Origin of the sequence: Mastigocoleus testarum BC008, from assembly GCF_001456025.1 — a bacterium.
Lineage (GTDB): Bacteria > Cyanobacteriota > Cyanobacteriia > Cyanobacteriales > Nostocaceae > Mastigocoleus > Mastigocoleus testarum.
This window is the reverse complement of sequence record NZ_LMTZ01000085.1, coordinates 163,736-176,538: the sequence shown is the minus strand read 5'-3', so window position 1 is coordinate 176,538 and position 12,803 is coordinate 163,736. Positions and strand designations below refer to the sequence as shown.

The following is a 12,803-nucleotide window of genomic DNA, read 5'->3' as shown; positions in this document are numbered from 1 at the left end:
TTAACCATTTAATTAAAAAATATTAATTGAAAACTATTACTTGACGCTAACTTTAGCTCCAGCTTCTTCAAGCTGTTTCTTAGCATCTTCAGCAGCTTCTTTCGCAATCGCTTCTTTAACAGCCTTAGGAGCAGATTCAACTAATTCTTTTGCTTCTTTTAGACCTAAACCAGTGATGCTGCGTACCACTTTAAGGATCGCAATTTTCTTATCAGCAGGTACTTCTTCAAGAACAAGGTCAAATTCAGTCTTCTCCTCTTCAGGCTCAGCAGCAGCACCGCCACCACCAACTCCAGGCATCATACCGGGCATCATCATCATTCCGCCACCAGCAGAAGCAGAAGCATCTACACCAAAAGCTTCTTCTATTTGCTTAACTAATTCAGAAGCTTCCAATAGTGTTAGAGATTTTAACTGATCTAAGATTTCGTCAGTTTTAGCAGACATTGATGTACTCCTTATTTCGGTGAATAATTAACTTTGATTGAATGTAACGAGTCAAACCACGAATCTAAGATTCGGATTCTTGAGACCCTTCCTTCTCCGATACAGCTTTGACCGCACGTACCAAGGAAGAAGGTACTTCGTTGATTCCCACAGCCAACTTGGTTGGTACAGCGTTGATTCCCACAGCCAACTTGGTTGAAACTGCTTTGATTCCTCCTGCCAAACGAGCCATAAGTTCTTGTTTGGAAGGTAGTTCCTTCAGTGCTTTGATGTCATCTTGGTTTAAAGCTTGACCATCGAGCACGCCACCACGAAGTTCTGTTTTCTTAGTGGCTTTCTGGAAATCCTCATAAGCCTTAATGGCTTCCTTCATTTCTTCTTTGACAAGAAGAAAAACAGAGGAGTCTTGAAGGAAATCCGTCATTGGTTGCCAACGTTCGTCATCCTTGACAGCAAGGCGCATCAGAGTATTCTTGGCTTTTTTGCAAATTGTCCCACTGGATCGCATTCGATTACGCAGATCGCTGATTTGTGCAACCGATAACCCCTGGTAATCAACAATCAACGCCAAGGAAGACTCATCCAAAACCTCTTTGAGGTCAGCAACTATGGCTTTTTTTTCCTCTAGCGTTTTACCCATCTAATCTCACCTCCTTAAAAAGTGGCTTTTCTTCTCATAATTTTTCAGCAATTGCCTTGTGGTACGTGCCTGCAAAAAAATAGATTCTGCCAAAACAATAGACTCTGACTGCCACGAGCCAGAGTCTTTCAGAGACATTAAGAAACAGAAGTCTCTACAAAGTTTTTCAAAGGTGTGAACCTCGGTAGGAAATTACCCCCGAAGGGAACCTACTGTCTCTGGCTTTTACCTATTCAATTATGAGTTTTATTTGACCGGCTTACTTAATATAAAGTCTATATACGATCACACTAAGTAATTACCAGCCTTAAATTACTTGTCTTAATATTTGTCTTGAATTTTGAGCCATAGGCTATGAATTGCATTCAAGCAGTCACAGTTTTAGGTTTAAGATTAGGAATTTGGAAGTTCAAAATCTTTGTTCAACCAATAAGACTTAACACTCAAAATTAAAAGTCAAGATTAAGAAATTTACAACCTAAGGCTTATAAATTACTACAGAACTTATTATTAAGCAACCTCGGCTAATGCTAAATCTCGAAGGCTACTGATATTGACCCGAATGGAGGGTCCCATTGTTGAGGAAACATAAATCGTACGCCAGTACCGACCCTTAGCACCAGAAGGACGATTGCGATCAATAGTTTCTTGTAATGCCTTCAAATTGATTAATAAATCTTCTGAGGGGAATGATACCTTACCAAACATAACATGGACAATACCAGTCCGGTCAGCACGAAATTCCAATTTACCAGCTTTAAATTCTGCGATCGCACTAGCAACATCAGTTGTAACCGTACCACCTTTTGGAGAAGGCATTAAACCGCGAGGACCAAGCAATTTACCCAGCTTCGCTACCTGCGGCATGACATCTGGAGTCGCAATCAATTTATCGAAATCCATTCTTCCCTGTTGGATTTCGTTGATCAATTCTTCCGAACCAGCAATATCAGCACCAGAATTACTAGCTTCGGTTACTTTTTCACCTCTAGCAATTACCGCAACTCTAATTGTTTGCCCAGTACCTTTTGGCAATACAACCGTAGTCCGTAATTGTTGGTCGGTATATTTTGGATCGATCCCCAAGCGAATATGTGCTTCTGCGGCTTCAGGGAACTTAGCTGTTGCTGTTTCCTTTAAAAGATTTAAAGCCTCTATAGGCTCATAGTCTTTATCTTCTACTTTTTCTAATAACGCCTGCATTCGGCGTGAGAATTTCTTTCCCATTTTGCTCTCCTGGGGTAAATAACGAGTACATTTCTCTCCCCCGATATTTTTTACTTTTTGATATTTTACTTAGTTCGCAGTTCGTCCTTACTTTCACAAAAACTTAGCAGCAACTAAATAAAGAATTGAAGTCCTTACTAACTAGAGACTAATAATTAAAAATTAAGAACTAGTCCTTAACAGTCACACCCATATTTTTGGCAGTACCCGCAATAATTTTCATTGCTGCCTCAATGTCATTGGCATTAAGATCGGGCATTTTTGTTTGGGCGATTTCCCGCAACTGCTCTGTAGTAATGGAACCAACTTTAGTTTTATTTGGCTCGCTAGAACCTTTACTGATTTTTGCAGCCTTAGTGATGAGTACTGATGCTGGCGGAGTCTTGAGGACAAATGTAAAACTCCGATCTTCATAAACCGAAATTTCTACAGGTATCACCATTCCAGCTTTATCAGCTGTTTTGGCGTTGTACTCCTTGCAGAACATCATAATGTTGACACCATGTTGACCCAAAGCTGGACCAACTGGCGGTGCTGGGTTGGCTTTCCCAGCTTGAAGAGCCAATTTAATGAGCGCTGTTACTTTCTTCGCCATTTTGACTACTGTTTCTCTACCTGATTAAATTCCAATTCCACTGGTGTATCACGTCCAAAGATTGAGAGCAAGGCCTTTAGCTTACTCCGCTCGGGACTGACTTCAATCACCTCACCTTCAAAGTCTTTAAATGGACCAGAAAGCACGACTATCTTATCACCTGTAGCCATATCAATTTTGACTACTGGTTCTTGTTCTGTAGTCTGCTTAAAGATTCTTTCTACTTCTGCGTGAGAAAGTGGTACCGGTTTGACGTGACCTCTACCTCTTCCGGTTCCTCTTCTTTGTTCGGCTCCCACAAAGTTAATTACGTGGGAAGTATTACGAACCACCTGCCAGCTTTCATCATCCATCGTCATCTTGACCAGAACATAGCCAGGAAAGACTTTTTCTTCCGTTTGTTGGCGACTGCCATCCTTACGAATTTTTACAGCTGGGGTGTGAGGAATTTCTACCTGAAAAATTTTTTCAGCAACATCAAATGTTTGGATGCGCTGTTCCAAATTAGTCTTTACACGTTTCTCACATCCGGAGGCAACCTGTACTGCATACCAGCGTGCTTCTTTTAAAGCATTGATTGCCGTTTCCGTAATTTCTTCTGGCTGTAATCTTGAATTGCGACTTTCATCTGTTGAAGAAGTCATCAGAACACCTTACCCACTGCCCAAGCAAACAATCCGTCAATGAGATTAATCGAAACTGCCTGATTGGTTGATTCAAATACCACTGTACTTAATTTACTGAACAACCAATCAACTACGTAAATTAAAGAAGCGGAGAGTGTAACCATTAACAACACAGCAGCTGACTCACTTACTAGTTGCTTGCGTGTTGGCCAAACTACTTTATCCAGTTCTTCTTTAGTCCCTTTAAAAAAGTTGGCAATGCTGAATTCGCTAGTGGTGTTGCGCATTTCCGCCTCGCTTTTTTTGGCCACGGTTTTTAGTCTCCCCCATTCTTGTACAGCTATCTCATTATTTTATAAAGCAATAGATGCTTCAACCAAGGCTTCAAGTAACAAGCCTTGAAGCAAATAGCTGTAAACATCATAATATAGCCCGATACGAGTATTTGTTACTGCTATATTAACAGTTATTCTACTTGTTTCGGACTAAGTTTTCTTAAAATAAGAGAGCGCGCCCTGGAGGACTCGAACCCCCGACATCAGGTTTTGGAGACCTGCGTTCTACCAACTGAACTAAGAGCGCACAAAAACCTAAGCTAAATCGTCATGAATAACCTTATCACCTAGCAGAAATAGCTTAGCACAATGTTGGGTAACACTATAACTTATTTTTATTGGAAAAGGCAAGCTGTTAGGAAAAAAACAAGATAGCGGCGAGAGCCGCTTTACAGTAGAGCTTTCTCCCATATGGATACTTGAAGTTTACAAGGGACGGTCAAAACGTTGTTTGATCCGGGTCGCCTTACCAACTCGATTGCGTAAATAATAAAGTTTTGCTCGGCGAACTTTACCTCGACGTATCACTTTAATACTATCAATTCGGGGAGAATGCAGCAGAAATACTCGTTCTACTCCAATACCCTGAAATATTTTGCGTACTGTAATGGTTTCATTAATTCCGCCATTACGCTTAGCAATTACAACTCCTTCGTAGGGCTGAACGCGGTATTTTTCACCTTCTTTAATCTTTACTCCTACTTTGACGGTGTCGCCAACATAGATGACGGGAAGATTAGTTTTTAATTGTTCCGCTTCAATGGAACGGATAACTTCTTGAACATTCATAATTTCTGAAAAAACTCACGATCAACAATCATAAATCCATAAATGTCTTTAGTCTAGATGAAACTGATGAATTATAACGATAGTTTTATGACGATTTTAATGATTTTTTGGGTAAGGGCAGATTAAGCTAGAAATTTCAAGAATAAGGATTGTGTAGCGAGTTTTGCAATTATGGAATTTAGCGTGGTGATTACCACCCACAATCGGTTAAATTTGCTGCAAAGGGCAATCAATTCTGCTCTCAATCAAACACTTGAATGTGAAGTGGTTGTTGTGGATGATTGCTCGTCTGATGGGACCAAAGAATATGTGGAGAATCTGATCGCAGAACTCGAAGAAAGTCATGGTTCTCGCCTAGTTTATCTCCGCAACCAGAAAAATATGGGTCATGCAGTTTCGGTAAATGTGGGAGTGCAAAAAGCTAAAGGAGACTGGGTAAAGTTTTTGGATGATGATGATTATCTTGCAGCTAATTGTTTAGCACAGATGTTAAAAGCCATATCACTACGTGCCGAGGAGGCAGTAATCTGTTCTTGTATTGCAACTCAGGTGGACAGTGAAGGGGTTGAAATTAGTCGTACGCCACAGCTAGGTCCAGGTTTAGCTTTTTATGTTCCCCAAGTTGATGTTCATTACGGAATGCTTTTGGAGTTAATCCCTTTTGGGACGCCCGTACAAGTCGCTTGTAAGCGAGATGCATTCTTAAAAACTGGAGGTTGGGATCCCGGTTTAGATACTAACTGTGATGATATTGATTCTTGGATTCAAGTCGCTCGGTTTGGTGATGCAATTTTTCTCAATCAGTGCCTTGCCTATCGTACAATTTGGCCGGGTGCGTACAATCAAAAGTTTTCCTTCTCTCAAAGATTGGCTACGAATATATTAATGAAGGAAAAGATTTATGCTTTAGTAGATCGAAAGCACCATCAACATGTTCCTAAGCTTGATGATGTGAAAAATTATTTGAAGCTTCACTGGATTTTGGTTGCGCTCAAACAAAAAAATATTAAAGGTTCGCTCGACATGCTTGAAGCATCTATCCTTTTCCCTGCAACATGGCAGCTTTTTTTAAAGGTTATATGTTCGCGCAAAATCAAAATAGATCGGGGAATAATTCGTAAATTAGTATTAATTGAAAAACCTGAAAATTGATTTCGTCAATAAATTTAAGCTTACGATTTCATCAAGTTATTATTAAAAAATTATTGATGGGAAATCCTATATCTGGAAATTTCTAGATTTAGATACGCCCATTCAAGAATTAAATATATACAAACGATCGCCTTTTAAGTCTGGGGTTATTGAAATCATATGGTTTATGAATAAAGAATTATGCGGGATTAGATAACAGATTAAATCTCGTTACAAGAGCTTATATATAAAAATTAAATTATAAATATTAAGTTTTAAACATTAAGTTTTAAGCATTAAAACATGGATACTAAGATATTGATGTCTTTGTCTCTATTAATATGCTTATATTTCATATATTAAATCTAGAACAGCTGCCAAACTGGACTATCACAACTTAAACATAAATCATCGTCTGCAATAATCAAGATTATATTTACTTTTTTATGCTTGTATGCACATTATTGATTTTTGTTTATGTTGTTTTTATGAAATTATTTAGTTTGTAGTAAAGACTTTTTACGCTTTCTAAAAAATTAAACCCCTAAGAAATTAAACCCCTAAAAAATTAAACCCCTAAAAAATTAAACCCCTAAAAAATTAAACCCCTAAAAAATTAAACCTCTAAAAAATTAAAGTTAAATGTCAGACAAGTTACGGATCATATTAGACATAAATTCTTCCAAAAAAAATTACAAAGAAAATATCTAATAAGTTAGCAAAATGAGTAACGGCTTGCTGCGGCTGATTTCCGGTGAAAGTGACACCCTCAAACAAACATGCTCTTACTTGCTATCTGATAACAGTGAGACACTAGTAGGGCGCGAACCGACTTGCCAAATAGTCTTCAAATCAGAGGAGTATGCAATGGTATCGCGTCGTCATGCAGCAATTGCTCCATCTTTTTCGCCTGAAGGAAAAATTTGTTTTACAATCTGCGACCTAAATAGCTCTAATGGTACCTATTTGAATGGTAGACGTTTGAGTGGTTGTCAGGAGTTACAAGTAGGCGATCACATTATTTTTGGTAACAATGGACCGGAATTTGTCTTTGAGTATGAACATGATTTACCAAATACGGAAGCATCAGCATATCCTAAATCTGTAATAAATTTCGCAAAACCAGGGTCATTTGTTTATTTTGAAAAAAATTCAGACCACATAGAAAAAGAAGTAGATGCAGCAAGTTTATCGCAGTTAATTCCAATACTTTCTACTGGAAAAGATTTGCGTCACAAAGCTTATTTAATACCGGGGATTATCACAGTAATCGTTGTTGTATTAATGTTTGCGGCTCAAGGTTCTACTTCATTTTTTGTTATCTTAGCAACTTACTTAGCCGGAGCGGGCTTTTACTTTATTTATCGCTTATGTGGCAAGAAAAAGCCTTGGTGGGTTCTCCTTGCTTCAACTCTTTGTTGTATCGTCATTTTAGTTACACCACTTTCTATCCCGTTTTTCTATATATTTCGTGCGATTCTACCTGGTGATATATCCTTTCTTAGAACCGGGGAGAGTAATATAGGCTTTCTCGAATTTTTTATTCGAATGTTTTTTGGGGCAGGTTTACTAGAGGAGTTTCTCAAGTCTATACCTATATTTGCTTTTTATTTTCTTGGAAAAATATTAACATCGCCACAAAACAAACGTGTTGGTGTTTGGGAACCCCTAGACGGTATCTTAATTGGAAGTGCTTCAGCAGTTGGTTTTACTTTATTTGAAACTCTACTTGATTATGTACCGCGTACTTTAGCTTCTCGCGGTGCTTTGGCGGGTCTGCAACTACTCATCCCGCGAATTTTGGGAGAAGTTGCAGGACATATGGCTTATAGTGGCTACTTTGGTTACTTTATTGGCTTAAGTGTTTTAAAACCAGGTAATGCAAAGAGAACTTTAGCCATCGGTTATTTTACAGCATCAACTATCCATGCTTTGTGGAATTCAATGACTTATTTTGGCAGTTTGGGAATTTTGCTGTTGGTACTAATTGGGATAACATCCTATGCTTTTTTAGCAGCCGCAATTTTGAAGGCGCGGGCTTTATCTCCTTCACGAAGGGACAATTTTGCTACACGACTTAAACTTGAGGAGTAGTTATTCGAGTTCTAATTCTTACCTCAAATACCGCTTCATCATTAACTGTATTCGCTTTATTTTCTTGTCATCCCAGCTAAAAATCTCGTGGAGTAAGGTATAAAAACAAGGAATAATAAACAGAGTTAATAAAGTTGCTAGAGATAAACCGGAAAAAACTACTATCCCCAAAGGTTGTAAAAATTCTGAACCTTCACCAATTCCCAAAGCTAAGGGAAACATTCCCAACACTGTGGTGATCGTAGTCATAAGAATCGGGCGCAGGCGTTGGGGTGCTGCTTGTAAAATAGCTGTCTGACGATCTACACCATCGCGTTCTCGGATTTGGTTTGCTAGTTCCACCATAATAATGGCGTTATTTACCACAATCCCTACTAGCAATACAGCGCCGACGATAACCGTAGCTCCAATTGCTGTTTGGGTAATATACAAGCCAAAAATCCCTCCAGCTAGTGCTAAGGGCATGGTAAACATAATAACTAGCGGGTCAATAAGGGAATTGTATTGCACTGCCATAACAACAAAAACCAAGAATGCTGCTAGTCCACCTAAGAAAATAAAAGAATTTTGCAGTTCCTGATTAGATGTAACCGTAGAACTGGGTATAACTGCAACTCCTGGAGGTAAATCAAGATTATCTAAAACCCGATCTACCTGACTAGCAGCTTCGCTGAGACTAGCACCTTCACTTAAGGTTCCGGCGATGAGAAAAACTTGACGCTGATTAATGCGTTTAATTTCTGTCGGCGCTTGGGCTTTAATAATTTTTGCTACGTCGCTGAGGCGAATTAAATGTTTATCTGGAGTAAATAAGGGTAAACTTTCTAGTTCAGATGCTGCTTGAATTGAGATTTCATTGAGTTGAACCCTTATATCCACTAGGCGATTTGCACGTTGCAAGCGGGTGGGGACGCTACCGGTAATTGCGGTTTGAATTGTTTCGCCAATATTTCGGGCTGTTAAACCATATGCTGCAACCCTTTCCCAGTCGGGGCGAATTTGAACTTCTGGTTCGGGGACATCAGCATCGGGACGAAATTTTGCTAGGGTGACCTGTTCGTCTAAGGCGCTCAGGGCTTTTCGTCCGGCTTGAGCTAAACTTTTGGTATCGTTACCCTGAAGGATAATATCAATATCTGCTCCCCGTACTGGTGTATTACTAAGAATTAAACCGCGTACGCGTCTGGGAAATAAACGTAGGCGAATTCCAGCTAAATTAAGTTTGTCAAATTCTTTCGATACTCTGTCGCTATAAGTTTCAATATCCGTACCGGGTTTAAGGGTAATGTTAACAAAACCCCGTTGGGGGTTAGCAATGGTTGTTGTACCAAATAAAAAACCACCGACGGTAGAAAAAACATATTCTGTTTCTGGTTGACTCAGTAAAATTTCATCTACTGCAGTCATAACTTTTTGATTGATTTCCAAAGATGTCCCGGAAGGAAATCGGGCAAATAAAGCTGCTTGTCCAGTATTAATTCGTGGCAAAATTTCCTGGGGAATTTGTTTCGCCATCCAAAAACTACCACTACCCAGGAAAATTAATATTAGCAGTAGGGTTAATAATCTTTGTCGGAGTATTTTCGCTAGAACTTTAGTGTATGTTTTCGTGGCAGTGTCAAAGCGATTATTAAATTTTTTCAGCAACCAAAAACTACTCAAATTACTGGAAAATTGCCATGCTAACATCCTCGATGCCAACATTGGTACAACAGTTATAGCTACTACAATTGAAGCGCCGACAGCAAAACTAATAGTCAGAATTAATTCATTAAATATCAGTGATATAAATCCACCAATAAGTAAAAAAGGTAATACTGTCACTAGGTTTGTGCTAGTGGAAGCAACTAAAGCCGATTCAACTTCCTGACTGCTAGCCTGAGCTTGTTGAATAATTGTTTGCGAGTCAATCCGCGAGTAATTTGGGAAATGACCTTCTAACCTGGCTTTAAACCCTTGGGTAATATTTTCTAGCATGACGATGGAGTTATCCACCACAATTCCCACACCCAAAGCTAAACCACCCAAGCTAAAAATATTTAGGGATAGGTGAAACAACCCCATTAAAATCATTGCTGCTAAAGTCGCAAGGGGAATTGCTAAAACAATGATGAAGGTTTGTCGCCAAGAACCAAGAAAAAGTAAAACCGCGATCGCTGCAAGTGTGGTACCAATTAATCCCGATGTTGTTAAGTTCGCAATAGAATTACGGATAAACTGCGACTCATCTAAAGTTGTTGTAATTAAAGCTTCCGGAGGAATAATACCTGATGCTTGGAGTTGTTTGAGGCGGGCTTTGACTCCATCAACAACAGTAATAGTATTGGCTTCAGGCTGCTTTTGAATACTTATTTTGACTGCGGATTTGCCATTGAGAAGAACAAAAACTCGTTGATTTTCCGTTCCGTCAATAATTTCGGCAAAATCGCGCAAATAAACCCGATTATTCAAAGCAGAAGCTGTGCTGCTGGAAGCTGAAGCAAGATTAAAAGAAAGATTTCTGATTTCATCCGCACTACGAAAACGTCCAACCGTACGACTCAATGGCTCGGAATTTTCTCCTAAAATTCTTCCCCCAGAAATATCTTGATTGCGGTTTTCTAATTTATCTAGTACATCATTTAAACCAACACCAAAAGCTTGCAGGCGTTGTAAATCGATATTAACTCTAATTTCTTCTTCAACTCCTCCCGATACATCCGCTCCCGCTACACCATTTACCACACCCAGTTCCCGAGCAATTTCTTCTTCGGCAAAAATCCGTAAGTCAACTCCTTGTAATGTGGGAGAAGTTAAGGCAAACTCATAAACTGGTGACTGAGAAGGATCGAATTTAAAAATCCGGGGTGCTTCAATAGTTTCTGGAAGCCTACCTCTAGCTCTGTTAAATGCAGCAGTCGCATCATTAAGAGCTTGGTCAATATCACTTCCTGCTTGAAAAAATAAATCTAGACTGATGCGTCCTTCACGGGTGCGAGAATATACTTGTTCTACACCTTCTGTGGCTGCAAAAGCTTCCTCTAAAGGTTTAGTAATTTCATCGATCGCGACTTCTGGAGATACTCCTGGTGCTTCCACACGAATTCCAATGCGAGGATAGGTAATTGATGGCAGCAAATCAACTGGAATTTGAGTAATTGAGAAAACGCCAAGTACAATTGCAGCTAGGGTAAGGATAAATGTGGCAATGTGGCGACTAATAGAAATTTTACTGATACTAAACCGACTATTTGAGTCATGTTTCATCGCCTTTCTTCTGCCCGTTCGGTTTCGGAAATAATCGACATTCGCACGATATCTCCATCCTGTAAAGGTTTGCCACCACTATTCACCACAAATCTTTCTCCGGCTTTTAAACCCGATAAAACTTCAACTTTGCCATCTGCTTTTTCCCCTAGTGTAACAGTTCTGGCTGTAACTTTTGTTTTACCATCGTTTTGTATTACTACATACACAGTACTCCTATTACCTGGAGACGTAAAAGTAGTTTCCTTGAATGAAGAAGTAATATTTTCCTTACTCTTACCTTGAGATTTATCTTGAGAACTATCCTGAATATTTTTGGTTTGAATCGCTTTTTGGGGTATTACTACTCGAGGTTTTGTTGCAGGAGCAAAATTAACTCGTGCGATTAAACCACTACCAATTCTTTGATAACTGTTGGCAATAACGACTTCTACAGGTATTAGGCGATTATTCGTCGCCGGAAAAATCCGCTTCACTTGTCCTGGATATACTTTATTGGGAAAAGCATCTAATCTTAATTGGACTAACTGCCCAACCTTAACTTTTCTCAGATCGAGCCCTGAAATTGGTACCTCAACTTTGACTCGACTTAAATCGGCTATTTTTAAGATTTCATTACCTGACTGCAAAAAATTTCCCGGCTCTGCCAATTTTTCAATCACGATCCCGGCGATGGGAGAAATAATCCTTGCTTGGGTGCGTCGTTCTCGAGCTTGAGCTACTACTGCTTGTTGAGCGATAACTCTGCCTTTGGCTGCTGCAACTGCTTGTTTTTCAGTTGCTATTTCTTCTTCTGCAGCGCGCACAGCTTTTGCTGTTGTTTTGGCTCTGGTGTCAGCTTGTTCTGCTGCTTGTTTGGCGATCGCTCCAGATTCTAAAAGTTTCTGTTGTCTCTGAGCTTCTATCCGAGCTTGTAATAGTTCTAATCGTCTTTGCTCTAATTGAACTCGAGCATTTCTGACTTGATTTACCGCTCTACCAACTTCAGATTGACGCGCAGCAAGTTCTGCTTCGGCTTGATTTAAATTAGTTTTGAGGATCGCATCATCTACTTGTCCAATTACTTGCTGTTGTCTGACGGTATCTCCCACCTCTATATTCATTGCCAACAACTTACCTTCGACTTGAGAACGCATCGTAATAATTCGAAATGGCTTGGTTGTACCTACATATTCTCGAGGTTCTCGTAAAGGTTGCACCCTAGCGATTACAACATCAACAGCAGTACTTATATTTCTACCGCCTGCGCGTTTTTCAACTTTTCCTCGCACCCCTTTTCTCTGCAACCGCTCAGATTGATTTTTTTGAAAATCACAACCGGTGGCGATGGTTGTCATACTCAATACCCAAGCAATAAAGATTAACTTGAACAAAAATCCTGAGTACTGGTTTTGGGGATTGCCAGCAGAGTATCTAAATCTTATCCTACATTTTTTCATGCCCGTGGATTTAAATTTTGTAGGTAAGCGGGGATCGCTATCTCGAGTTTCACATATCTGGCTGGTGTGAAAGAAATGCAGCATTTTGCTCTGTTCTTAAGAGATAACGGGATCACAGCTATTCTTAATTAACAAATTAGATCTTTTTACTCCGAGTAGGGTCTCAAGAACATTTTAGTTTAAAAAAGTTGCTCTCATAATTCTTTAGTTATAATTTTCCTGTCAGGGTACATA

General features: G+C 39.4%; 10 protein-coding genes, 1 tRNA gene, 1 pseudogene and 1 other annotated feature. Of the genes and pseudogenes, 2 read left to right on the top strand and 10 right to left on the bottom strand.

Annotated features, from left to right (window positions below):
* Positions 1 to 36 precede the first annotated feature (36 nt).
* The 8 genes and pseudogenes from rplL to rplS all read right to left on the bottom strand — a co-directional run bounded on the left by rplL (position 37) and on the right by rplS (position 4,659).
* Positions 37 to 447, bottom strand: coding sequence for a 50S ribosomal protein L7/L12 (rplL, locus tag BC008_RS14540; RefSeq protein WP_027841811.1), 411 nt, complete (start codon positions 445 to 447; stop codon positions 37 to 39).
* A gap of 64 nt (positions 448 to 511) precedes the next feature.
* Entirely contained in the window at positions 512 to 1,087 is a 576-nt protein-coding gene (rplJ, locus tag BC008_RS14535; protein WP_027841812.1) for a 50S ribosomal protein L10, read from the bottom strand.
* A gap of 85 nt (positions 1,088 to 1,172) precedes the next feature.
* Positions 1,173 to 1,327: a sequence feature (ribosomal protein L10 leader region), on the bottom strand.
* 270 nt (positions 1,328 to 1,597) lie between these two features.
* Positions 1,598 to 2,314 carry a 50S ribosomal protein L1 gene (rplA, locus tag BC008_RS14530; RefSeq protein ID WP_027841813.1) on the bottom strand — a complete coding sequence of 239 codons (717 nt, stop codon included), beginning with the start codon at positions 2,312 to 2,314 and terminating at the stop codon, positions 1,598 to 1,600.
* A gap of 169 nt (positions 2,315 to 2,483) precedes the next feature.
* Positions 2,484 to 2,909, bottom strand: a complete 426-nt coding sequence (gene rplK / locus BC008_RS14525) for a 50S ribosomal protein L11 (protein ID WP_027841814.1) — start codon at positions 2,907 to 2,909, stop codon at positions 2,484 to 2,486.
* 5 nt (positions 2,910 to 2,914) lie between these two features.
* The gene (gene nusG, locus BC008_RS14520; RefSeq protein ID WP_027841815.1) at positions 2,915 to 3,553 is read right to left on the bottom strand and encodes a transcription termination/antitermination protein NusG; all 639 of its coding nucleotides are present in this window, start codon (positions 3,551 to 3,553) and stop codon (positions 2,915 to 2,917) included.
* A 74-nt stretch (positions 3,554 to 3,627) separates the two neighbouring features.
* Positions 3,628 to 3,846: pseudogene (gene secE / locus BC008_RS14515) on the bottom strand (preprotein translocase subunit SecE); the annotation flags it as partial.
* 198 nt (positions 3,847 to 4,044) lie between these two features.
* Positions 4,045 to 4,117: transfer RNA gene (locus BC008_RS14510), tRNA-Trp, on the bottom strand.
* Between the two features lie 179 nt (positions 4,118 to 4,296).
* Positions 4,297 to 4,659, bottom strand: coding sequence for a 50S ribosomal protein L19 (gene rplS, locus BC008_RS14505; protein WP_027841816.1), 363 nt, complete (start codon positions 4,657 to 4,659; stop codon positions 4,297 to 4,299).
* A 171-nt stretch (positions 4,660 to 4,830) separates the two neighbouring features.
* On the opposite strand from rplS, the gene BC008_RS14500 reads away from it, so the two are divergent.
* The gene (locus BC008_RS14500; RefSeq protein WP_027841817.1) at positions 4,831 to 5,811 is read left to right on the top strand and encodes a glycosyltransferase family 2 protein; all 981 of its coding nucleotides are present in this window, start codon (positions 4,831 to 4,833) and stop codon (positions 5,809 to 5,811) included.
* 702 nt (positions 5,812 to 6,513) lie between these two features.
* Entirely contained in the window at positions 6,514 to 7,884 is a 1,371-nt protein-coding gene (locus BC008_RS14495; RefSeq protein ID WP_027841818.1) for a PrsW family glutamic-type intramembrane protease, read from the top strand.
* An 18-nt stretch (positions 7,885 to 7,902) separates the two neighbouring features.
* On the opposite strand, the gene BC008_RS14490 is transcribed toward BC008_RS14495, so the two are convergent.
* Positions 7,903 to 11,130: an efflux RND transporter permease subunit gene (locus tag BC008_RS14490; RefSeq protein WP_027841819.1), complete on the bottom strand. Its 3,228-nt coding sequence runs from the start codon at positions 11,128 to 11,130 to the stop codon at positions 7,903 to 7,905.
* The gene (locus BC008_RS14485; protein WP_235595865.1) at positions 11,127 to 12,653 is read right to left on the bottom strand and encodes an efflux RND transporter periplasmic adaptor subunit; all 1,527 of its coding nucleotides are present in this window, start codon (positions 12,651 to 12,653) and stop codon (positions 11,127 to 11,129) included. The genes BC008_RS14490 and BC008_RS14485 overlap by 4 nt, the downstream gene beginning before the upstream one ends.
* Positions 12,654 to 12,803 lie beyond the last annotated feature (150 nt).